Below are 22304 nucleotides of genomic sequence, written 5' to 3'. Positions count from 1 at the left end.
ATGAGCTCTGAAATCACACTTCAGGATAGTTTTGCTGCGCGCGCGCGGATCGCACAGTCGATCCGGGTCACGCCGACGGTGTCGTCAGACGCGCTCAGCAAAGCCACCGGCGGTGATATTCGCCTCAAGCTGGAGCAAGGCCAGATTACCGGCAGTTTCAAGCTGCGCGGGGCATCCAATGCTGTGTTGTCACTTAGCGATGCGCAGCGCGCCAAAGGTGTGGTGGGTGTATCGACGGGCAATCACGGGCGCGGTTTGGCCTATGCGGCAAAGCAGGCCGGGGTGCGGTGTATCATCTGCATGTCGGAACTGGTGCCGCAAAACAAGGTGGACGGCATCAAGGCGCAAGGCGCAGAGGTGCGCATTGTCGGGCGTTCTCAGGATGACGCACAGGTAGAAGTTGACAGGCTGGTCGCCGATGGGATGGTCATGCTTCCCCCGTTTGATCATCGCGATATCATTGCCGGGCAAAGCACCGTTGCACTGGAAATGCTGGAACAATCCCCGGATCTTGAAACGGTTCTGGTGCCGCTGTCGGGCGGCGGGCTGATTTCCGGCGTCGGGATGGTGATGAAGGCGGTTAATCCGCAGGTCCGCGTTATCGGAATTTCGATGGAGCGCGGGGCGGCTATGTATGAAAGCCAGAAGGCGGGGAAACCGGTTCTGGTCGAAGAACTGTCGACACTGGCCGACTCGCTGGGCGGTGGGGTTGGATTGGACAACCAGCACACTTTTGCCATGACTCGTGCCTTTGTTGATGATCTGATTCTTGTGACCGAGACCGAGATTGCTGCTGCCATCCGTCACGCCTATTGGCAGGAACGTCAGATCATTGAAGGGTCCGGCAGCGTCGGCATTGCCGCGCTTCTGGCGGGAAAAATCAAAGACCCAGGTCGGTGCGTCGCGCTGATCTCGGGGCAAAACATCGACATGCAGCTGCATCACCGGATCATTTCCGGCGAAGATGTAGATGTGACGGCGGAGGGGTAGGATGCCGGAGATCAAAATACTGACCGAGGCCGAACTGCGAGATCTGGTGCCACTGGATATGGACGCGGTGGACTGCATCGAACAGGGCTTTACGACGCTCGCCGGGGGCAAGGTTATCATGCCGCCGATCATGACACTGATGGTCCCCGATCATAATGGCGAGGTATGTGTAAAGTCTGCTTATGTCCCCGGCATAGACAGCTTTGCCATGAAGATGAGTCCCGGCTTTTTCGATAATCCCAAGCTGGGCCTGCCCAGCACATCAGGCTTGATGGTGCTATTCTCAAGCACCACTGGCGTCCTGGAAGCTTTGCTTCTGGATAATGGTTATCTCACGGATGTGCGCACCGCCGCTGCAGGAGCGGTATCTGCGCGCCACCTTGCGCGCGAGGACGCGACACGCGCGTGTATCATCGGTGCTGGTGTGCAGGCGAAGCTACAACTCAAGGCGCTGACCCTTGTGCGCGGCATCGAAAGCGCTGTGATCTGGGCGCGGGATGCGGCCAAGGCCGAAACCTTGGCTTCCAGCCTTCGCGAAGAACTTGGGGTCGACGTCACGGCCAGCACTGATAGGGCGGGTGCCGTGTCCTCGGCAGATATCATCGTCACGACAACCCCTTCGGACATTCCGCTGATCAAAGCGGACTGGCTGCAACCGGGGCAGCTTGTCATTGCGATGGGTTCGGATCAGGAACACAAGGTCGAGCTTGACCCGGGTTGTCTTGCCAAGGCAACGCTCTATGTGCCCGACAGCCAAGCCCAATGCGCCCTCAAAGGCGAGCTGCGCAGCGCCATTGCGGTAGGCATTTTCCCGGCTGATGGCAGGTTTGCTGAACTGGGTGATATCACCTCCGACAAGGCGCCGGGGCGACAATCCGACAGTGACATCATTATTGCTGACCTGACAGGTACGGGTGTCCAAGACACCGCCATTGCCACGCTTGCTCGCCAGCGCGCGGAAAACTCAGGCAAAGGCACCACGTTTTCAAGCTAACAACGGATTAATTCTATGCCAGAACCAAAACTCCACTTCTCACGCGATGAGTTCAGCCAGCGCATTGCAAAAACCCGCGCCGCCATGGCCGAACGTGGGCTTGACCTTCTGATCGTGACGGACCCTTCGAACATGAACTGGTTGACCGGCTATGACGGTTGGTCTTTTTACGTGCATCAATGCGTAGTGCTGAGTCTCACTGGCGAGCCGGTCTGGTACGGCCGTGGACAAGATGCCAATGGCGCGCTTCGCACCTGCTTTATGGATCCCGCCAATATCATCGGTTACCCGGACCATTATGTACAATCCACCGAACGTCACCCGATGGACTACCTGTCGGCACAGCTGGCCGATCGTAAGCTGGATAAGGGCCATATCGGCGTTGAGATGGACAACTACTGGTTCACAGCTGCGGCCTTTGCCGCGCTACAGCACCACATGCCAAATGCCAAATTTTCCGATGCGACTGCGTTGGTCAACTGGCAGCGCGCGGTAAAATCTGAAACCGAGCTGGAATACATGCGCCAAGCAGGCCGCATTGTGGGCCGTATGCATGAACGTATCTTTGAAAAGGTCGAGCCGGGCATCCGCAAATGCGATCTGGTGGCGGAAATCTATGATGCGGCCTTACGCTATGACGCACAGATCGGTGCGGGCGGAGACTATCCCGCGCTGGTGCCACTTTTGCCCTCAGGCGCGGATGCCTCAGCCCCGCATTTGACATGGGACGATCAGCCAATGAAATCCGGCGAAGGCACGTTTTTCGAGATCGCAGGTGTCGTCAAACGCTACCACTGCCCGCTGTCGCGCACGGTCTTCCTTGGAAAGCCCACGCAAACATTCCTCGACGCTGAAAAGGCTGTGCTTGAGGGCATGGAGGCCGGGCTGGAGGCTGCAAAAGAGGGCAACCTCTGCGAGGATGTCGCCAATGCCTTCTTCAGCGTGCTAAAGAAATACGGGATCACCAAAGATAACCGCACCGGTTACCCGATCGGTGTCAGCTACCCGCCTGACTGGGGCGAGCGGACCTTCTCGCTTCGCCCTGGCGACAAGACGGTTCTGCAGGAGAACATGACCCTGCACTTCATGACCGGCCTCTGGATGGAGGATTGGGGTTTTGAGATTACTGAAAGCATCCGCATCACCAGAACCGGCCATGAGTGCCTGGCCAACGTGCCCCGCAAAATGGTTGTGAAGGACTGAGTAATGACACCCAACCCAATTTCCCCGACGATCCCGCTGGATAGCGATGGTATCCACCACGGTTTCCTACGGCTGCCTTACAGCCGGGATGACAGTGCATGGGGGTCAATTATGATCCCGCTAACGGTTATCAAAAACGGAGATGGGCCTACGGCTTTGCTGACCGGCGCCAACCATGGCGATGAATATGAAGGGCCCGTGGCGTTGCAAGAACTGACGGTTACGCTAAAGCCCGAGGACATCACCGGACGCGTGATCATCGTGCCTGCCTTCAATTATCCCGCTTTTCGCGCCGGGTTACGCACGTCCCCCATCGACAAAGGCAATATGAACCGTGCCTTTCCGGGCCGGCCAGATGGCACCCCAACCGAAAAGATTGCCGACTATTTCCAGCGCGTTCTTTTGCCAATGGCCGATATTGCGGTGGATTTTCACTCAGGCGGAAAAACGCTGGATTTCGTGCCCTTCGCGGCGGCCCATATCCTTGAAGATAAAGCCAATGAAGCGGCCTGTTTCGCCGCGATGGCCGCCTTTAACGCCCCCTATTCGGTGCAGCTACTGGAGATCGACAATGTCGGAATGTACGACACCGCGGTCGAAGATATGGGTAAGGTTCTGGTTTCAACAGAATTGGGCGGTGGTGGCTCTGCCACAGCCAAGTCGATTGCCGTTGCAAAAAAGGGCCTGCGCAATGTGCTGATCCACGCAGGAATTCTGAAGGGCGAGATGCAGATTGATCCAACCGTGCGCCTGGATATGCCCGATGGTAACTGCTTCGTGTTCTCGGAAAACGATGGCCTCTACGAGCCGATGGTTGATCTTGGTGAACAGGTCAACCAAGGCGATGTTGTGGCCCGCATTTGGCCCGTTGATCGCACCGGGATTGCCCCGATTGAATACCGTGCCAAAGTTACGGGCCTTTTGATCAGTCGCCACTTTCCCGGTCTCATCAAAGCGGGCGATTGCGCGGCGGTGATCGGGTTGAACGTTGGATAACTTTATTCCCCGGAGGTGAGACCATGCGGCTAGACGCCCGCGATCTGGATATTCTACGGGTGCTTTCAACCGACGGGCGCATCACAAAAACGGCTTTGGCCGACCGCGTTGGCCTGTCGCCCACCCCCTGCTGGGAGCGGCTGAAAAAGTTGGAAAAAGCCGGGTTGATCAAGCGATATAGAGCCGAGATCAACCTGCGCAAACTTGGGCCACATGTAACTGTTTTTGTTGCGGCCGAACTGTCCGATCATACCGCTGCCAGCTTTCAGGCTTTTGAGGCCGCAATGCAACGCTATGAAGAAGTGTTGGCCTGCTGGGCGCTTGGCGGAGGATTTGATTACATCCTGCAAATCGTGACGCGCGATATCGATGCCTATCAACGCCTGATTGATGAAATGCTCAATGCTGACATAGGTCTGGAAAAATATTTTACCTATATTGTCACCAAACCAGTGAAGGGGCAGGGCGTTCCGCCGATTTCCCTCATTGCTGGATGGCAGGAGTAACCCTCTGCCTGAGAGATGGTTGGCAGTAGAATACTCTGCTTTGGCCCTGAAATTTGGTCTCATCCTTTGCCTGTAATGCCCGACATTGTCGGGCATCGAGGGAGAGGTATCCATGAAAGACACTGCACTTTCTGCGCGCGATGATATTGCTGACAAATCTTTGGCGCGCAGTTTTTCCTATGTGAATGGTAAATGGTGTGCAGCTTCGTCGGGTTACACCATCCGCGTCACCGATCCGGCAACTGGCGATGTTATCGGTGAGGCCGCCAGCCTTTCGGCAGAGGAATCCTCAGCCGCCGTGGATGCGGCACAAGCTGCCTTTCCGACCTGGTCGGGCCTCTTGCCACAAGACCGATCCGCCATTCTGCGCCGTTGGTTCGACCTGATGCTGCACCACAAAGAAGATCTGGCACGGATCATGGTACTGGAACAGGGCAAGCCCCTGTCCGAGGCGCGCGGTGAAATTGATTATGCCGCGTCTTTTGTAGAATTCTACGCCGAAGAGGCCAAGCGACCCAATGTTGAAGGCGTCACCAGCCATCTGCCCGATGCCGAGGTCGAGGTTTGGCTAGAGCCGGTTGGGGTGGTGGCAATGATCACACCGTGGAATTTCCCTGCTGCCATGCTGACCCGCAAAGCAGCAGCAGCCATGGCAGTGGGATGTACGGTTGTGGCTCACCCCTCAGGTGAAACCCCGTTTTCGGCCCTCGCGTTGGCTGAACTGGCGGAAAAGGCGGGTATTCCGGCGGGCGTGTTCAACGTGGTCACCGGCCAGGCCTCGACCGTGGTCGAACCTTGGACGAAAGACACCCGTGTTCGGGCACTCTCGTTCACAGGCTCCACCGAAATCGGACGGTTACTTTACCGTCAGTCCGCCGACACAGTGAAAAAACTTGTAATGGAACTAGGCGGGCATGCACCGGTGATTGTGTTCAAAGGGGCCGATCTTGAAATTGCGGTTTCTGAAACGATCAAGGCCAAATTCGCCACATCCGGGCAGGACTGTCTTGGCGCCAATCGGATATTTGTGGAGCGCTCAATTTATGACGCATTCTGCTCGCAGTTCACCGAAGCGACCCGCAGGCTGTCCCTTGGCATCGGTATGGACGACCCCGATATCGGCCCTCTGATGAATGAAAAGGCGGTTCAAAAGCAGGAAGAACATGTCGCCGATGCGCTGGCCAAGGGGGCCAAACTGGCGTGCGGAGGTGCAAGGGATCCTCTCGGCCCGCTGTTTTATCAGCCCACGGTTCTGACCGACGTGCCCGCCGATGCCGTGCTTATGTCAGAGGAAACATTTGGCCCTGTGGCGGCCATTGCGCCCTTTGATACCGAAGAAGAGGTGATCGCCCGGGCCAATGACACCGAATACGGTCTGGTTGCGTATCTGCACAGCCATGACCCACGCCGTATTTACCGCGTATCTCGTGAATTGCAATTTGGCATGGTGGCGGTGAACCGCACCAAGGTCACCGGCGCGCCGATCCCCTTTGGCGGCACCAAACAATCCGGTCTGGGCCGTGAAGGGGCAAGACGGGGAATGGAAGAGTTTACCGAAATCAAATATGTCTGCCGCGACTGGGCATGAGGAGTGAAAAGATGCTGAAGAACGATCAACTTGACCAATGGGACCGCGAGAACTTCTTCCATCCCTCCACTCATCTGGCCCAGCACGCGCGGGGCGAAACAGCGACCCGTGTGATCAAAACCGCAAGCGGGGTCCATATCGAAGACCGTGATGGTACCAAATTGCTGGACGCCTTTGCAGGACTTTATTGCGTGAATGTGGGCTATGGCCGTCAGGAAATTGCCGAAGCGATTGCGGATCAAGCCCGCGAGTTGGCCTATTATCATTCCTACGTAGGCCACGGCACAGAAGCCTCCATCACCCTGTCCAAGATGATCCTTGATCGCGCGCCTTCGAATATGTCCAAGGTCTATTTCGGCCTGGGTGGTTCAGATGCAAATGAAACCAACGTCAAATTAATATGGTATTACAACAATATCCTGGGTCGCCCCGAAAAGAAAAAGATCATCTCGCGCTGGCGCGGGTATCATGGCTCGGGCCTTGTCACCGGGTCGCTGACTGGGCTGGAACTATTCCACAAAAAGTTCGATCTGCCGCTCACGCAGGTGGTTCATACCGAAGCGCCCTATTATTTCCGCCGCGATAATCTGGACCAAAGCGAAGCCGAATTCGTCGCGCATTGCGTTACTGAACTGGAGGCGCTGATTGAACGTGAAGGCGCTGATACAATCGCCGCGTTTATTGGCGAGCCGGTGCTGGGAACCGGTGGTATCGTGCCCCCGCCCGAAGGTTACTGGGCCGCCATCCAGACCGTATTGCGCAAGCATGACATCCTGTTGGTTGCCGATGAGGTTGTGACCGGGTTTGGCCGCCTGGGCAGCATGTTCGGCTCTGAGCATTACGGCTTGGAATCCGATATCATCACCATCGCCAAAGGCCTCACCTCGGCCTACGCGCCGCTGTCAGGTTCGATTGTTTCTGAAAAAGTGTGGAAGGTGCTGGAACAGGGCACGGATGAAAACGGCGCCATCGGCCACGGCTGGACCTATTCGGCACACCCGATCGGGGCCGCGGCCGGTGTGGCAAACCTCAAACTGATTGATGATCTGAACCTGATCGAAAACGCAGGCAAAGTCGGTGCTTATCTGAAGCAGTCGATGAAGGATGCACTGTCAGCACACGCCAATGTCGGTGATGTGCGCGGCGAAGGAATGTTGTGCGCGGTCGAGTTCGTGAAGGATAAAGATAGCCGCACCTTCTTTGACTCCGCGGACAAGATCGGCCCGCAAGTCTCAGCCGCTCTTTTGGCACAGGATAAGGTCATCGCACGCGCTATGCCGCAAGGCGACATCTTGGGCTTCGCGCCACCGTTTTGCCTGAGTCGTGAAGAAGCTGATACCGTCGTCGCGGCAACTCTGCGCGCGGTTACAGCAGTATTGGGCTAGGGGATGTCTGTCTCGCCCATCCTTGGCTGAGTTGACAGCGGTAAACATTACCGCACCAAACTCTGGGGTGGGCGCAGCACTCGATTGAGACCGCTTTGATTTGGCAATATTGCCTGGATCAGGCCGCAATTCCAAGATTCCTTACTACAAGGCCCAATCCGATCAAAGCGGCCAGGATTGAAACTTGAAACAAGCACACGTCACTATTGTCGCAATGTGCTACAGACCAGATATTGTCAATCATGGGTGGAGCGGCGGAAAAGTCCGCAACGTGTGGGTTGCCATTCCTGTAGCCAGACAGACGATGAAGCAGGAAGAGCTCAAGCGGAAGTTGGAAAATTTCGAAGTTCCGCAAAGGAATTTTGAAGAGATGTTCGAACCGGTCGCCGAAATTCTGTCAAAATCTTGGAAAGTATGGAAAAAAGCGACTATAGGGGCAAGAGAGCTCTGCTTAGAATGCTATTTGTTCAGAAGGGAAGTTACTCTTCCAAATCGGATCTTCGAACCGGTGAATTATCTTTTCCATTCAGATTCTTAAGTGACGCAAATTATCTGAATTAGGTTTTGGTGGAGCCTAGGGGAGTCGAACCCCTGACCTCTTGCATGCCATGCAAGCGCTCTCCCAACTGAGCTAAGGCCCCATACAGGTACTGCAGAAGCAGTGGGCGGACGTTTATGAGACAGTGGCGCTAAGCGCAAGTCCAAAAACAGGCGTCGCCGTTAAAATTTTGAAACCAGATTGCAAATGGCGCGAGGCGGCGCGAGGCCGCCTCTGACCGTGATCAGCTATCGTCCTCTGCTGGAATGTCAGTGATGTCGTCCAGCGGAACTTCATCACTGCTGTCATCATCGTCATCCAGCAGATCATCATCCAGATCGACTTCGACTTCGTCGTCGTCATCCAGAACCAGTTCTTCCTCAGGCGCGTTTTCACGCGCCTTGGCCGATGCAGCATCTTCTGCATCTGCTGCGATCATCCGGCTTTTACCGGTTTCGAGTTCCACGATCTCGCCGGTATAAGGGCTAACGATCGGGTCTTTGTTCAGGTCATAAAACCGTTTACCGGTGGTCGGGCAAACGCGCTTTACACCCCATTCTTCCTTGGGCATGTCCAATCCCCTTGATATCAGGTGAGTCGTATCGACGATTCAGGTCAGGTGCCACAAGCAGCGGGCACTGTCAAAGCCTTTGAGCAGGAGAAACAGACCTATGGGAGATCACGCACTGCCAGGATCGCCTCCGGTGCCGCTGACATTGCGCAAATCGGCGCGGGCACGGCGGATCAGTCTGCGTATATCCCAGTTGGACGGGCGTGTTACACTGACCTATCCAAATGGCGTTGCTGAATCCGATGCGTTGAACTTTGCCCGCCAAAAAGAAAGCTGGATTCGGCAGCACCTGAGTGATCGGCCAGACCCCTCGGTGGTTCAATTTGGGCAGCATATTCCTGTTGAGGGCACCCAACGGCGCATTGTCCGGGCAACGGGCCGACGCGTTCTGTTGCAGGCGGATCAGATTTCAGTACCTGAAGGCGCTGAAGCGCGACGTTTGGCGCGCTTTTTGAAAGAACTGGCACGCGACCGGCTGACCGGCGCATGTGATGACTACGCAGCGATGTTGGGTAGGGCTTATGCCAGCATCTCTATTCGGGATACCCGATCGCGCTGGGGATCATGCAGTTCTGAGGGTGGGTTGATGTTTTCCTGGCGGCTGATTCTCGCTCCACCAGACGTCCTGCATTATGTTGCTGCACATGAGGTGGCGCATCTGGCCGAGATGAACCATTCCCCAGCCTTTTGGGCCCAGGTCGAGCGGTTATTCGGAGATTACAAAGAACAGCGGCGCTGGCTGCGCGACAACGGGGCGCAGCTGCACCAGTACAGATTTGACACGCCTGCGAGTTGACCTGTGCGGTGTTTGTGATCACATAGAGACATGTTGAACGCACGCCCCTCGGAAACGCAGACCGCAACGCATGACCGGGTGTACCGGGCCCTGCGATCCCGCATCATGCATGGTGATATCGCCCCCGGTCAGGCACTGACCTTACGGGGAATTGGCAAAGAGTTTGGTGTCTCAATGACACCGGCCCGAGAGGCGGTGCGTCGGCTTGCGGCTGAAGGGGCGTTGTTTCTGTCTTCCTCGGGCCGCGTCTCGACGCCCGAGCTGACCAATGACCGGATCGAGGAGCTTGCTGCGCTGCGGGCCTTGCTTGAGGTCGAGCTGGCCAGCCGGGCATTGCCGCGTGCGCATATTGCCCTGATTGACCGATTGCAGAGCATCAACATGACGGTGGCCGAGATGGTCACCAAACGTGATGCCGTTGGATATATTCGCACCAATCTGGAGTTTCACCGAACTCTGTATCTGCGGGCGCAGGCCCCTGCGATGCTGGCGATTGCCGAAACCGTGTGGTTGCAGCTTGGGCCGACGATGCGCGCGCTTTATGGGCGGCTGCGGCGAACGGAACCACCGCATCACCACAAGCTGATAATTGCGGCGCTAAAGGCCGGGGATGAGCCGGGTTTGCGCCTTGCGGTTCGCTCGGATGTTACACAGGGCCTGCGGATGCTGGTCAGCTAAGCGGCTTGTTGCCGAAGCTGCCGAAATCGCCCGGTTCGGTATCGCTGTTCTGGCCCCGGCGATTTCTCTGCGCTAGGCTGTGAGAAATCACAATAAGAGCAGTTTTCAACCATGATTGATCGACGGTTATTTTCCCTTGGGCTGGGCTCCGGCTTGTTGGTTGCCTGTACGGATGGCGTGCCTTCTTCGGCGCCGGCCGCGCGCATGCAACCGGTTCGGAACGCGGGCTGGGACGCCTGGGTCGCGGGCTTCAAAAGCCGCGCGGCCGCACAAGGGATTTCGCAAAGCACAATTAACCGCGCCTTCCAGGGCGCCGGATATCTGCCCGGAGTGATCGAGCGGGACCGAAATCAGGTCGAGTTCAAGAGGTCGCTTGAAGACTACCTGGCGATTGCAACCTCGGATGAACGGATCGCGACCGGCAAGCAAATGCTGGTGCGTCATGCGGGAACGCTGTCTCAGATCGAGGCGCAGTACGGCGTCGACAAAGAAGTTGTCGTGGCGATTTGGGGGCTGGAAAGCCGCTATGGTGCGCGGCGCGGTGATGTGCCTGTTGTATCGGCCCTGTCGACGTTGGCCTATGACGGTCGGCGCGGGCAGTTCTTTGAAAGCCAGCTGATAGCGGCGATGAAGATCCTGCAGAACGGTGACACGACATCTGCCAACATGACAGGTAGCTGGGCCGGTGCCATGGGGCACACGCAGTTCATCCCGACCTCTTATCTGGCCTATGCTGTGGATTTCACCGGCGATGGACGGCGCGATATCTGGTCCGACGATCCAACGGATTCGCTGGCATCAACGGCGGCTTATCTGGCGCGTTCCGGTTGGGTGCGTGGACAGCCCTGGGGCGGTGAGGCCGGGACGGTCTCGGGCACGCCGGTTGCCGTGCTGCAACCTCAGGTACCAGGGCCCCGCATTGCCGTGTTCCGCAATTTTCAGGTGATCAAACGGTATAATAACTCGGACAGCTACGCGATCGGGGTAGGGCATCTATCAGACCGGATTGCCGGAGGCGCGCCGTTCCAGGCCTCTTTCGGACCGGATGCGACTGGTCTGACGCTTGAAGATCGCAAAGAGCTACAGCGCCGCCTGACATCCGCCGGGTACGACACCGAAGGCGCAGATGGTGTAGTCGGTAAAAACACGACATCCGCGATTTCTGCGTACCAGCGGGCCAATGGGCTGCCCGCGACCGGAGAGCCCTCAGTTGCGCTGCTGAGGCAGTTGGGGGGCTGAGGAGGGTTACGCAGCCAGCCCTTTTGAGCCGATGTCGAGGAATTTTTGACGACGATCTCTGATCAGGGCGGCAGAATCCTTGCCGTCCAGATCCTTGAGCATCGCCGTAATTGCATCCCGCACGGAGTCCACGGTCGCGGCGCGATCACGATGTGCGCCGCCTTTGGGTTCCGAAATGATCCGGTCGCAAACGCCCAGCTTGTGCAGGTCTTGCGCGGTCAGCCGCAACGCTTCGGCTGCTTCGCGCATTTTCTCTGAATCTTTCCAAAGGATCGAGGCGCAGCCTTCGGGTGAAATGACCGAATAGACCGAATGTTCCAGCATCGCGACACGGTTTGCCGTTGCAAAAGCCACCGCACCGCCTGATCCACCTTCGCCGATGATGACCGAGACCAACGGGACGCCGATCTTCAGGCACATTTCGGTCGAGCGGGCAATCGCCTCGGACTGGCCGCGCTCTTCGGCGCCTTTGCCGGGATAGGCGCCAGCCGTGTCGATCAAGGTGATAACCGGCAGTCCAAAGCGTCCTGCCATCTCCATCAGTCGGACAGCCTTGCGATACCCTTCGGGGCGAGCCATTCCGAAATTGCGTTCGATGCGCGATTTGGTGTCGCTGCCCTTTTCGTGGCCGATCACCATAACAGGTTGATCGTTGAACCGCGCCAGACCGCCGATCACGGCCAGGTCGTCAGCAAAATTCCGATCGCCTGCCAGAGGTGTGAATTCGGTGAACAGATCTTCCACGTAGTCTTTGCAATGGGGACGTCCAGGGTGACGAGCGACCTGACATTTTCTCCATGGCGTCAGATCGGCATAGAGTTCGTCCAACAGCTTTTCAGCCTTGGCGTCCAAAGCGGCGGCCTCTGCGGCCACATCCATCTCTTCATTGGCGCGCGCCAGTGCACGCAGTTCCTCGGCCTTTCCTTCGATCTCGGCCAAGGGTTTTTCGAATTCCAAATACTGGGTCATGACGCCTCTTAACGCGGAAGTTCTCTGCTATATGGCCTGACGTCGCGTCGGATGCAACTCAGCAAGATCTGAAGGGTTGGCAAGGGTGCCGGCATTCGTCAAGCAGTTGCAGGCCTGTATACGCTCTTACCCCGACCACAGAACAGGGTAGAGCGACGCGACTAGCAGCCCCGCCATCACCCAGTTGAACAGCATCAACCGGCGCGGATTCGTGAGTACTCGCGCCATTTGCTGCCCAAGCACCGTCCACGTGCTGACCGAGGGCAAATTGATTGCGCCGAAAACAATCGCGACAATGACGATGGCGTTCAAGGTGCGGTCGGGGGTGTATACGGTTGTTGCTGTCAGGGCCATGGCCCAGGCTTTTGGATTGACCCATTGGAATGCTGCGGCCTGTAAAAACGTCATCGGTGTTCCCGCAGGCGCGCCCGCTTCGGCTGGGACCGAATGCGCGATTTTCCATGCCAGATACAGCAGGTATGCGACTGAAGCCGCTTTCAACACGGTATAGCTGATCGGATAGGCATCAAACACCTGTACCAGCCCTGTTCCGACCAGAAGGACCATGACTGTAAAGCCCAACCCGATTCCGAACATATGTGGGATTGTGCGTCGAAACCCGAAATTCGCGCCCGAGGCCATCAGCATCAGGTTATTGGGTCCCGGCGTGATCGACGAGACGAAGGCAAAGGTGACGAGGGCAAATAGCAATTCAGGGTTCATAGCGCAGATAATTGATGGAATCCGCCCAAATGAAATTGCGTTTGCGCTGGTTATTGCGGTAATTCTGCAATTAATGATCAAGTTGGATGATATAAATCGCCATATATTGCGTGAGCTGACACGTGATGGGCGGATAAGCAACCTTGAATTGGCCGATCGGGTCGGGCTGTCAGCCTCGGCCTGTTTGCGCCGTGTTCAGGAATTAGAGCGCGCGGGCGTGATCTCGGGCTATCGTGCTGTATTGAACCCACCTGCGCTGGGCATCGGCTTTGTCGCCTATATTGGCGTGGGGCTGGGCGAACATACAAAGGCCGCTCAGGAAGGGTTCGAGCGTGCATTGCAGCGCGCGCCTGAGGTGGTGGAGTGCCATAACATCACCGGCACGATCGAATACCTGTTGCGCGTGGAATGTGCCGATCTGTCGTCTTACAAAACTTTTCACACCGAAGTTCTGGGGACTTTGCCCCATGTCACGTCGATCACGTCCTATGTCGTCATGGGCTCGCCCAAGGATATGCGGGCCTGACATTGGAAAGATGATTCTGTACCGGCTTGCCGGAGTTGGATTCACGTTTTACTGTCTTGCCAAAGATTTGACCAAAAATGGGGACAACCCCAACCGGTCGTATTCAGGGAGAAGACGATGAAACTTGTTCGGACCGGAGCACTGGTCGCAACTTTGGTGATGATTGCGGGAGCATCTTTGGCAGCTCCGTTAAAGCTGCAACCTGCCAACCCACAGCCCAGCCCCAAGGCGGGATTGAATGTGAACTACTTTGGCACTGGCAATCAACACAAGAAGATCCGAGATCTGAGCCATGCAAAAAGCATGCTGTCTAAAGCGCAGCCCGGACAACCGTTGCGGGGCTTGGATTACAGGGACACCAGTAAGGGTCAGGACGTCATGACGTTTGACGGCGCTTACAATGTCGCCGCCGAAATTACGGGGTACATGCGGTTCGACTCTGCTGGAATCTACGAGTTGGAAACGTGGTCAAATGACGGGATAGAGGCATTCGTCGGAGGCCAGAACATTGGACAAGTCTCGGGCATTCAGGGCTGCGAGGCCAATCAGCGGACCGAAGTCGATGTGCCCAAAGCCGGGTGGTACGCGCTCAAGATCATCTATTTCCAGAAGCTCGGGACATCCTGTCTGATGATGAAATCTGGGAAAAAGGGCGAAAGGTTCACCTGGACACCCAATGATGTCTTCGGACGGTAAGAGAAAGGCGCCCGGTGGGGCGCCTTTTTACGTTTAGCTGTTGGCCGCGATCAATTCGGCCTGGGCCACGATCACCTCGGCCTGTTTGATCGAGGCGATATCGACCAGACGCCCTTTGTAGACCGTCGCACCTTCGCCAATGGCCTTGGCTTGCTCCATGGCGGCCAAGATTTCGCGGGCCTCTGACACCGCCTCGTCCGAGGGGGTGAAGACCTGGTTGGCCAGCGCGATCTGTTTGGGGTGGATTGCCCATTTGCCGACCATGCCCAAAGTGGCAGAACGTTTGGCCTGCGCGATATAGCCTTCGTCATCGCTGAAATCGCCGAACGGTCCATCCACCGGCAGCACGCCATGGGTGCGGCAGGCGGCAACGATGGCGGCCTGCGCCCAGTGCCACGGGTCGGACCAGTGTTTTTCACCTTCGCGCAGCATGTAATAATTTTCCTGCGTGCCGCCGATGCCAGTTGTCTGCATGCCCATCGAGGCCGCAAAGTCGGCTGCCCCAAGGCTCATGGCTTGCATCCGGGGGGACGAGGCAGCGATTTCTTCGACATGGGCGAGGCCAGCTGCGGATTCGATGATGACCTCAAAGCTGATCGGTTTAGTACGGCCTTTTGCGCGTTCGATGGCGGTGACCAACGCGTCCACCGCATAGACATCCGCCGCACAACCGACCTTGGGGATCATGATCTGGTCCAGTCGATCTCCGGCCTGCTCCATCACATCCACGACATCGCGGTACCAGTAAGGCGTATCCAGCCCGTTGATTCGTACGGACATGTATTTAGTGCTCCAATCGAGGGTGTTCAGCGCCTCGATGACATTGGCACGCGCTGTGTCCTTGTCAGATGGTGCAACCGAATCCTCAAGATCAAGATTGATCACATCCGCCGCAGAGGCCGCCATCTTGGGGAAGAGCTTGGTGTTCGACCCGGGGCCGAACAACTGACAACGGTTAGGGCGCGCGGGGGCGGCGGGTTGAATGCGAAAGCTCATCTGGACCTCGTGCAGGAAAGGAAATTGCGATTTTGTTGTCTTATGAGGTATTAAATTGCGCAGGTCTCCGCAAGCACGTTTGTGCATCTGCGGCAATGCAGTCGCAGCATTCGCCGCAATGCGCCATGTCTCTGGTGATTAAAGTTTAATCGCTTTAAAAACTTGAAAGAATTTTGCGCAAGCTACGATATTTGCGCGAAATTTTCCTGCGGGATCCAGCGATGCTGGGCGAAATCGAGAAACACTCGCCTTGCCCGTCCCATAGCCTGCGCCAGAATCAAAGGAGTGCACCGCAATGATCGAGACACCGTATCTGTTGTTTTTGGGCGATGCGCCCGACCAGCTGGCGGCCAAGGTTGCCGTTGGAATCAAGGACTGGCGTCCGGAAAACGCCGTGGGTCAATACCGGATGGAGGGCTGTAAAGCCGATCTGGGCCTGACCGACATGTCCCTTGCTAAGGCCAAAGAGGCCGGGGCCAAGACTTTGGTCATTGGCGTGGCCAATCGTGGCGGTGTGATCAGTCAGGAATGGAAAAAGGTGCTGGTCATGGCGTTGGAGGAAGGTTTCGACCTGGCCTCGGGCCTGCACAACCTTTTGTGTGATGAACCCGATCTAGTCGCAGTCGCCGAAGCAACAGGCCGCAAGCTGCATGATGTGCGGGTTCCGTCGGTCGACTATCCAATCGCCAACGGAATCAAACGTAAAGGTAAGCGCTGTCTTGCCGTGGGCACCGATTGTTCGGTTGGCAAGATGTACACCGCGATGGCCATGGATGCCGAGATGCGCAAGCGTGGCATGAAGTCGACCTTCCGAGCTACTGGCCAGACTGGCATTCTGATCACCGGTGACGGTGTACCGCTGGACGCGGTGATCGCAGATTTCATGGCGGGATCGGTCGAATGGCTGACACCCGACAATGATGACGACCACTGGGATTTGATCGAAGGGCAAGGGTCACTGTTTCATGTGTCATATTCCGGTGTGACAATGGCGTTGATCCATGGCGGTCAACCGGACGCGTTGATCCTGTCCCATGAACCCACCCGCGAGCATATGCGCGGTCTGCCGACCTATAGTTTGCCATCTTTGCAGGCTCTGCGGGACACGTCGCTGGCGCTGGCCAAGGTTGCCAATCCTGAGTGTCAGGTCATCGGTGTTTCGGTCAACACGCAGCATATGAGCGAAGCAGACGCATCCGCCTATCTGGCACAGGTCGAAGCTGACATGGGGCTGCCCGCGACGGACCCGTTCCGTTTTGGTGCAGGCAAGCTGGTCGACGCGCTGGCAGCAGTATAAAGCGGTCTGGTCCCGCCGGCCCGGATCTAAATTGGAAAATCCGGGCGGCTCTGCCAGGAAAAGGTATGTTATGCAAATTGACGTCTCTCGCGATGTGTTCAGGCTGGCTCAGGTCTTTACGATTTCACGTGGGTCACGGACCGAGGCCAAGGTTCTGACTGTACGCATTTCTGACGGCCAGTATCAGGGCTGGGGCGAATGTGTGCCCTATGCGCGTTATGGTGAAACACTGGATTCGGTCGAGGCTGAAATTGCCGGATTGCCCGACAGTTTCGACCGAGTGCAACTGATGGACTTATTGCCTGCGGGCGCTGCACGGAATGCCGTAGATTGTGCGCTGTGGGATCTTGAGGCCAAGCGTTCCGGTAAACGCGTCTGGAATCTGGCTGGGCTGCCTCAGCCTGGCCCCGAAATCACGGCCTATACATTGTCGTTGGACACCGCCGAGGTGATGCAGGCGCAGGCGGCTGCGAATGCACATCGCCCGCTTTTAAAGATCAAACTGGGCACGCCGGATGACATGCCCCGACTTGAAGCCGTTCGCGCAGGCGCACCGGATGCGACGATCATCGTGGACGCAAATGAAGGTTGGTCCGCCGCCGTTTACACCGATCTTGCGCCACATCTTGTGCGCCTGGGTGTGGCCTTGGTCGAGCAACCTCTGCCCGCCGGTGACGATGACGCGCTGATCGGGATGGAGCGCCCGGTTCCCGTATGCGCCGACGAATCCTGCCATGATCGTGCCAGCCTGCCCAAACTGAAGGGCAAATATGATGTGATCAACATCAAGCTCGACAAGACCGGAGGTCTGACCGAAGCGCTAGAGCTGCGCAAAGCGGCGATTGCTGAAGGCTATGACATCATGGTCGGCTGTATGGTCGGCAGCTCTTTGGCGATGGCCCCTGCGACATTGCTGGCGCAGGGTGCGATGGTAACGGACCTTGACGGACCACTTCTGTTGGCCGAAGACCGCGACAACCCGCTGACTTTTGATGATGCCGGAGTGTACCCGCCATTGGCGGCGCTCTGGGGCTAAGGAGATTGACATGACCCGCACCGTTTATGTGAATGGCGACTACCTGCCCGAAACCGAAGCCACAGTGTCGATCTTTGATCGTGGCTTCCTGATGGCCGATGCCGTGTATGAGGTGACCAGCGTTCTGGACGGCAAGCTGATCGACTTCGAAGGCCACGCGGTCCGCCTCAAGCGCTCGCTGGACGAATTGCAGATGGCTGAACCCTGCTCGAAGGACGAGCTGCTGGAGATCCACCGCAAGCTGGTTGAGTTGAACGGCATTGAAGAGGGGCTGGTCTATCTTCAGGTCACGCGCGGCAGCGACGGCGACCGGGATTTTGCATTTCCTGCGGCTGATACCAAACCCACACTGGTTTTGTTCACCCAAAACAAGCCGGGTCTGGCAGACAGCCCTGCTGCCCGGAAAGGTGCCAAGGTCATCTCGATCGAGGATATCCGTTGGGGCCGGCGCGACATCAAGACGACACAGCTGCTCTATCCCTCGCTGGGCAAGATGATGGCCAAGGCCGCGGGCTGTGATGATGCCTGGATGGTCGAAGGCGGTTATGTGACCGAGGGCACCAGCAACAACGCGTATTTTGTCAAAGGCAACAAGATTGTCACCCGGCCGTTGTCGAGCGACATCCTGCACGGCATCACCCGCAAGGCCGTTCTGCGAATGGCAGCTGAAGCGCAGATGGTTGTCGAAGAACGCCTGTTCACTATCGACGAGGCCAAGGAGGCTGATGAGGCGTTCACCACCTCTGCCAGTGCTTTTGTCATGCCTGTGGTTGAAATTGACGGCACAGCGCTGGGCGACGGCACGCCGGGACCCTTAGCCAAACGTCTGCGCGAGATTTATCTGGACGAAAGCCGCAAGGCAGCACTCTAAAGAAATCCCATGCTGGGCGTTTGTGTGGCATGGGGTGGTCGCAACGAATTTGACAACATTTGGTGCCGCGTGCAGGTCTTGGTCGGGATGAACGGCGCAAAGAGGGTGCGGCACCAAAATCTCTGAGCGCGATCTGAACACGATAGTTGGTGATCCTGCATCCTGACAGGCCGCTTTGAGAATAGGCATACTCAGCCTGACAAAGGGTATTGGTATGGCCGAAACCAGGCGGCATATTACGCGCTGAGTTGCGGTTTTCAGGAGCCAACTTCACACATGATGATGGCGAAGCCCCTACGTGTTGCTGGTGTAGCTAGGGGACAGAGGGCCGGAGATGCCCCGTCACACGACTAATGGGCCTCAATGGCCGCTATTGGCGCCGATGAAAATGTTGGTCTATCATGTCCTCCTGTGGTCCATTTCAAATGAGTTAACTTATGGCCGATCCATACTCTGACCTCGGCGCGCAAGACACCGCCCTTCAAGAGCGGATCGCAACAGCAATGGAAGTGCGCTGTTTAGAGCCTGCGCAGATTGCAATTCGCAAAGCCTACATGGAAAACCTGAGGCTCCCCAAAGGTGCACGGGCGCTGGAGCTTGGTTCAGGAACAGGACACGTTACCCGAGATTTGTTGGAGCTTGCAGGAGCCGCAACGGCTCATGGAATTGAACCCTCGCCCGTCATGGTCGCACGGGCCCAGAAGAGCTTTGGGGATGATGATCGACTTAGCTTTGATATCGGGGATGCCAAAAACACAGGTTTTGAAAGCGAGACCTTTGACCTTGTGTTAATGCACACGTTGTTGTGCCACGTCCCTGGACCGGAAGACGTTGTTCAAGAGGCCTTCCGCCTTTTGAAGCCCGGAGGTGTGCTGGCAATTTGTGATGGCGACTACAGCACTGCAACTGCACAGATCGCGGACTTTGATCCGCTCGATCAACTCATCAAATTCATGATCAATCAAAATGTCACTAATCTTTGGATAATGCGTCAGATTTCAGCCATCCTGGTCGATGCGGGATTTCGACTTGGGGCCCGGAAAGGTCATGGATATGTGGCAGAAGGGGAAGCGACCTATTTTCTCACCGTAATTGAACGCGGAGCGGACCGCATGGTGGAAGAGGGTCTGTTATTTTCCGAAACTGCAGAGGCTTTGAAATCAGAAGCGAAACGCAGAGTATCTGCCAAGATGTTTTTTGGTTTTATGTCCTATGTGAGCCAAATCGCAAATAAACCCAAGATCGTTTGACCGTTCTCAGTAATCGGGCAGACAGACATTGCACAGCATCCGGCCTTCTTGGTTCAAAGCGGACCCTACCAGTTTCCAGTAACAAAAAAGGCCGCCCCAAACGGAACGGCCCTTTATTCACTGTCTCTTTACAGAGGATCAGGCGGTCAGAGCAGCCTGAGCCTGGGCGACGATCGCGCCGAACGCTTCCGGTTCGTGCACGGCCAGATCGGCCAGAACTTTACGGTCCACTTCAATACCGGCCAAGTTCAGGCCGTTGATGAAGCGGGAATATGTCAGGGCTTCGTCATGCGAACGTACAGCAGCGTTGATACGCTGGATCCACAGCGCGCGGAAGTTACGCTTGCGGTTCTTACGGTCGCGGGTTGCATATTGGTTGGCCTTGTCTACGGCCTGACGGGCAACCTTGAAGGTGCTTTTGCGGCGGCCATAGTAACCTTTGGCGGCCTTGATAACCTTCTTGTGACGGGCGTGAGTTACGGTTCCACCTTTAACGCGGGACATGTCTTAATCTCCTCTTATCGATCGTAGGGCATATAGCCCTTGACGATTTTGGCGTCGGGGGCGGACAGGGTGGTGTTGCCACGAGCATCGCGGATGAATTTCTTGGTCCGCTTGATCATGCCGTGACGTTTGCCGGCCTGGCCAGCAAGGACCTTACCGGTCGCAGTCACCTTAAAGCGCTTTTTGGCGCTCGACTTTGTCTTCATCTTAGGCATTTCCGTCTCCTTTCGGGGTTCGGTTCGAAACGCGACTCGGCATGCCATCTCGGCCGGTCACGCGATCAGAAGCGCCGTTTACGCAAGTTCGACCATACTGGCAAGGGGGTTTTGGCTGAATCTGCAATTTTAGCAGCCCAGTCAGGCACCGGGGCGACGCAGGCCGCCCCGGTGGTCTATTTAGTGACCGTATTTGCGGATCTCACCGCTTTTCAGTCTTTCACTATACGATGCCAGTTCCTGACGAACGATCTTCATCAGGAAGTAGAGCGCAAAGACGTTCACAACCGCCATCGCAAAGATCGCCGCATCCGAGAAGTCGATAACCGGGCCGAGGTTGGCCGCAGCACCGATCACCACGAAGACGCAGAAGATGATCTTGAACACCAGCTCTTTGGTGTGCCCCTCACCGAACAGATAGGTCCAGGCCTTGAGGCCATAGTAGGACCAGCTGATCATAGTCGAGAAAGCAAACAGGATCACCGCAATCGCCAGAACATAGGGGAACCAGCTGAACGCGCTGCCAAAGGCGGCAGAGGTCAGGCTGACGCCTGAGTTGCCGTCAACGGTCGCAATAGCGCTTCCTGCTTCGTTCAACATATAGTTGCCGGTCTCGGGGTCGATGATCAACTGCTGAGTAATGATGATCACCAGCGCAGTCATGGTACAGATCACGACCGTATCGATGAACGGCTCAAGCAGCGAAACAAAGCCTTCTGTGATCGGCTCCTTTGTGCGCACCGCCGAGTGGGCAATCGCAGCAGACCCAACGCCGGCCTCGTTCGAGAACGCGGCCCGTTTGAAGCCCTGGATCAGAGCACCGACCATGCCGCCGGCCACACCAAGACCGGTAAACGCACCGGCAAAGATCTGACCAAAGGCCCAACCGATCATATCCGCATTCATGACGATGATGACCAGAGCCGCCGCGACATACATCACGCCCATAAAGGGCACAACTTTTTCAGTCACTCGCGCGATGGATTTAAGTCCACCGACGATCACCATGAACACGACAACCGCAAAGACCACACCGGTGATCCAACCCGGGTAATTCCCGACGATGCCTGCAATCTGCTGATGCGCCTGATTGGCCTGGAACATGTTGCCCCCGCCCAGCGCTCCAAGAATACAGAAGATCGAGAACACAACCGCCAGGATCTTACCTCCGGGTAGGCCAAGCTCGTCAAAACCCTTGGACATATAGTACATCGGGCCGCCCGAGACGCTGCCGTCTTCGTATTCGTTGCGATACTTTACGCCAAGTGTACATTCGGTGAATTTTGACGCCATGCCCAGAAGACCAGCCAGGATCATCCAGAAGGTCGCCCCGGGGCCACCAATGCCAACAGCAACGGCAACGCCTGCGATATTGCCAAGCCCGACCGTGCCCGACAGGGCAGTGGCCAATGCCTGAAAGTGGCTAACCTCACCCGCATCGTTGGGATCGGAATAGTCGCCTTTGACCAGACTTATCGCGTGGCCGAAAAAGCGCATCTGCACAAAAGCAAAGTACAGAGTAAAGACCGACGCCGCGATAACCAACCACATCACGATCCAGGGAAATCCTGTCCCGGGAATTGGTGCGAATATGAAGCTAACGAATGGCCCAGTGATATCAGCAAAAGCCTGATTGATCTTTTCGTCCAACCCGGGCGCCTCTTGCGCGGCGACGGGGCTGGCCATCAGGGTGGCGACTGCCAATCCCAGTTGAGATAGTGTTTTCATTCCTGTGCC

24 protein-coding genes and 1 tRNA gene are annotated in these 22304 nt (G+C 56.7%); 17 read left to right on the top strand and 8 right to left on the bottom strand.

The annotated features are described in order from the left end of the window. The 8 genes from eutB (at nucleotide 1) to AC2FLB_RS06335 (ending at nucleotide 8200) form a co-directional block, all read left to right on the top strand. Complete coding sequence (gene eutB, locus AC2FLB_RS06370) at nucleotides 1–990, top strand: hydroxyectoine utilization dehydratase EutB (RefSeq protein WP_496708869.1); 990 nt, start codon at nucleotides 1–3, stop codon at nucleotides 988–990. 1 nt (nucleotide 991) lies between these two features. Then, complete coding sequence (gene eutC, locus AC2FLB_RS06365; RefSeq protein WP_496696762.1) at nucleotides 992–1984, top strand: ectoine utilization protein EutC; 993 nt, start codon at nucleotides 992–994, stop codon at nucleotides 1982–1984. 15 nt (nucleotides 1985–1999) lie between these two features. After that, complete coding sequence (gene doeA / locus AC2FLB_RS06360) at nucleotides 2000–3187, top strand: ectoine hydrolase DoeA (RefSeq protein ID WP_496708868.1); 1188 nt, start codon at nucleotides 2000–2002, stop codon at nucleotides 3185–3187. 3 nt (nucleotides 3188–3190) lie between these two features. Then, nucleotides 3191–4183, top strand: coding sequence for a N(2)-acetyl-L-2,4-diaminobutanoate deacetylase DoeB (doeB, locus tag AC2FLB_RS06355; RefSeq protein WP_496708867.1), 993 nt, complete (start codon nucleotides 3191–3193; stop codon nucleotides 4181–4183). 23 nt (nucleotides 4184–4206) lie between these two features. Then, entirely contained in the window at nucleotides 4207–4689 is a 483-nt protein-coding gene (locus AC2FLB_RS06350; protein WP_142637871.1) for an Lrp/AsnC family transcriptional regulator, read from the top strand. Nucleotides 4690–4801: 112 nt separating this feature from the next. Then, nucleotides 4802–6277, top strand: coding sequence for an NAD-dependent succinate-semialdehyde dehydrogenase (locus AC2FLB_RS06345; protein WP_496696765.1), 1476 nt, complete (start codon nucleotides 4802–4804; stop codon nucleotides 6275–6277). Nucleotides 6278–6288: 11 nt separating this feature from the next. Then, nucleotides 6289–7662: an aspartate aminotransferase family protein gene (locus AC2FLB_RS06340; RefSeq protein ID WP_496696767.1), complete on the top strand. Its 1374-nt coding sequence runs from the start codon at nucleotides 6289–6291 to the stop codon at nucleotides 7660–7662. 184 nt (nucleotides 7663–7846) lie between these two features. Then, nucleotides 7847–8200: a hypothetical protein gene (locus tag AC2FLB_RS06335; RefSeq protein ID WP_496708865.1), complete on the top strand. Its 354-nt coding sequence runs from the start codon at nucleotides 7847–7849 to the stop codon at nucleotides 8198–8200. Nucleotides 8201–8227: 27 nt separating this feature from the next. Here the strand turns inward: AC2FLB_RS06335 and AC2FLB_RS06330 are convergent. Together AC2FLB_RS06330 and AC2FLB_RS06325 are read right to left on the bottom strand one after the other, a co-directional pair. After that, a tRNA-Ala gene (locus AC2FLB_RS06330) sits at nucleotides 8228–8303 on the bottom strand. 141 nt (nucleotides 8304–8444) lie between these two features. Continuing rightward, nucleotides 8445–8771: a TIGR02300 family protein gene (locus AC2FLB_RS06325; protein WP_496693020.1), complete on the bottom strand. Its 327-nt coding sequence runs from the start codon at nucleotides 8769–8771 to the stop codon at nucleotides 8445–8447. A 100-nt stretch (nucleotides 8772–8871) separates the two neighbouring features. On the opposite strand from AC2FLB_RS06325, the gene AC2FLB_RS06320 reads away from it, so the two are divergent. The 3 genes from AC2FLB_RS06320 (at nucleotide 8872) to AC2FLB_RS06310 (ending at nucleotide 11484) form a co-directional block, all read left to right on the top strand. After that, complete coding sequence (locus AC2FLB_RS06320) at nucleotides 8872–9567, top strand: M48 family metallopeptidase (RefSeq protein ID WP_496693021.1); 696 nt, start codon at nucleotides 8872–8874, stop codon at nucleotides 9565–9567. 30 nt (nucleotides 9568–9597) lie between these two features. Beyond that, nucleotides 9598–10245, top strand: a complete 648-nt coding sequence (locus AC2FLB_RS06315) for a GntR family transcriptional regulator (protein ID WP_496708864.1) — start codon at nucleotides 9598–9600, stop codon at nucleotides 10243–10245. Between the two features lie 111 nt (nucleotides 10246–10356). Beyond that, nucleotides 10357–11484, top strand: coding sequence for a lytic murein transglycosylase (locus AC2FLB_RS06310; RefSeq protein ID WP_496693023.1), 1128 nt, complete (start codon nucleotides 10357–10359; stop codon nucleotides 11482–11484). Nucleotides 11485–11490: 6 nt separating this feature from the next. Here AC2FLB_RS06310 and AC2FLB_RS06305 read toward each other — a convergent pair whose 3' ends face one another. Both AC2FLB_RS06305 and AC2FLB_RS06300 read right to left on the bottom strand, forming a co-directional pair. Then, nucleotides 11491–12453, bottom strand: a complete 963-nt coding sequence (locus AC2FLB_RS06305; RefSeq protein ID WP_142637885.1) for an acetyl-CoA carboxylase carboxyltransferase subunit alpha — start codon at nucleotides 12451–12453, stop codon at nucleotides 11491–11493. Between the two features lie 126 nt (nucleotides 12454–12579). Beyond that, nucleotides 12580–13176 carry a LysE family translocator gene (locus tag AC2FLB_RS06300; RefSeq protein WP_496693024.1) on the bottom strand — a complete coding sequence of 199 codons (597 nt, stop codon included), beginning with the start codon at nucleotides 13174–13176 and terminating at the stop codon, nucleotides 12580–12582. Between the two features lie 73 nt (nucleotides 13177–13249). Here AC2FLB_RS06300 and AC2FLB_RS06295 point away from each other — a divergent pair, with 73 nt between their 5' ends. Together AC2FLB_RS06295 and AC2FLB_RS06290 are read left to right on the top strand one after the other, a co-directional pair. Then, nucleotides 13250–13702 carry an Lrp/AsnC family transcriptional regulator gene (locus AC2FLB_RS06295; protein WP_281973130.1) on the top strand — a complete coding sequence of 151 codons (453 nt, stop codon included), beginning with the start codon at nucleotides 13250–13252 and terminating at the stop codon, nucleotides 13700–13702. 117 nt (nucleotides 13703–13819) lie between these two features. Next, nucleotides 13820–14398 carry a PA14 domain-containing protein gene (locus tag AC2FLB_RS06290; protein ID WP_271950077.1) on the top strand — a complete coding sequence of 193 codons (579 nt, stop codon included), beginning with the start codon at nucleotides 13820–13822 and terminating at the stop codon, nucleotides 14396–14398. A 33-nt stretch (nucleotides 14399–14431) separates the two neighbouring features. Here AC2FLB_RS06290 and AC2FLB_RS06285 read toward each other — a convergent pair whose 3' ends face one another. Beyond that, nucleotides 14432–15394, bottom strand: a complete 963-nt coding sequence (locus tag AC2FLB_RS06285; protein ID WP_496693025.1) for an L-malyl-CoA/beta-methylmalyl-CoA lyase — start codon at nucleotides 15392–15394, stop codon at nucleotides 14432–14434. A gap of 295 nt (nucleotides 15395–15689) precedes the next feature. Here AC2FLB_RS06285 and dgcN point away from each other — a divergent pair, with 295 nt between their 5' ends. The 4 genes from dgcN (at nucleotide 15690) to AC2FLB_RS06265 (ending at nucleotide 19848) form a co-directional block, all read left to right on the top strand. Next, on the top strand, nucleotides 15690–16691 hold the full coding sequence (gene dgcN / locus AC2FLB_RS06280; RefSeq protein ID WP_496708863.1) for an N-acetyltransferase DgcN: 1002 nt from the start codon (nucleotides 15690–15692) through the stop codon (nucleotides 16689–16691). 70 nt (nucleotides 16692–16761) lie between these two features. Continuing rightward, nucleotides 16762–17727 carry an N-acetyl-D-Glu racemase DgcA gene (gene dgcA / locus AC2FLB_RS06275; RefSeq protein WP_496701193.1) on the top strand — a complete coding sequence of 322 codons (966 nt, stop codon included), beginning with the start codon at nucleotides 16762–16764 and terminating at the stop codon, nucleotides 17725–17727. 10 nt (nucleotides 17728–17737) lie between these two features. Next, a complete protein-coding gene (locus AC2FLB_RS06270) occupies nucleotides 17738–18598 on the top strand; it encodes a D-amino-acid transaminase (protein WP_282022056.1) in 861 nt (286 codons plus the stop codon). A 437-nt stretch (nucleotides 18599–19035) separates the two neighbouring features. Continuing rightward, complete coding sequence (locus AC2FLB_RS06265) at nucleotides 19036–19848, top strand: methyltransferase domain-containing protein (RefSeq protein WP_496708862.1); 813 nt, start codon at nucleotides 19036–19038, stop codon at nucleotides 19846–19848. 138 nt (nucleotides 19849–19986) lie between these two features. On the opposite strand, the gene rplT is transcribed toward AC2FLB_RS06265, so the two are convergent. From rplT to AC2FLB_RS06250, 3 genes are all read right to left on the bottom strand, one after another. Continuing rightward, nucleotides 19987–20352 (bottom strand): 50S ribosomal protein L20, encoded by a 366-nt coding sequence (gene rplT, locus AC2FLB_RS06260; RefSeq protein WP_142637903.1) that lies wholly within the window; start codon nucleotides 20350–20352, stop codon nucleotides 19987–19989. Nucleotides 20353–20366: 14 nt separating this feature from the next. Beyond that, nucleotides 20367–20567, bottom strand: a complete 201-nt coding sequence (gene rpmI, locus AC2FLB_RS06255) for a 50S ribosomal protein L35 (RefSeq protein WP_010443552.1) — start codon at nucleotides 20565–20567, stop codon at nucleotides 20367–20369. Nucleotides 20568–20747: 180 nt separating this feature from the next. After that, nucleotides 20748–22295 carry an alanine/glycine:cation symporter family protein gene (locus AC2FLB_RS06250; RefSeq protein ID WP_496708861.1) on the bottom strand — a complete coding sequence of 516 codons (1548 nt, stop codon included), beginning with the start codon at nucleotides 22293–22295 and terminating at the stop codon, nucleotides 20748–20750. Between the last annotated feature and the right edge of the window lie 9 nt (nucleotides 22296–22304).

It is taken from the genome of Ruegeria sp. CDSA236 (assembly GCF_059611285.1).
The sequence above is the reverse complement of the archived record's forward strand: the minus strand, read 5'-3'. Positions and strand labels throughout refer to the sequence as shown.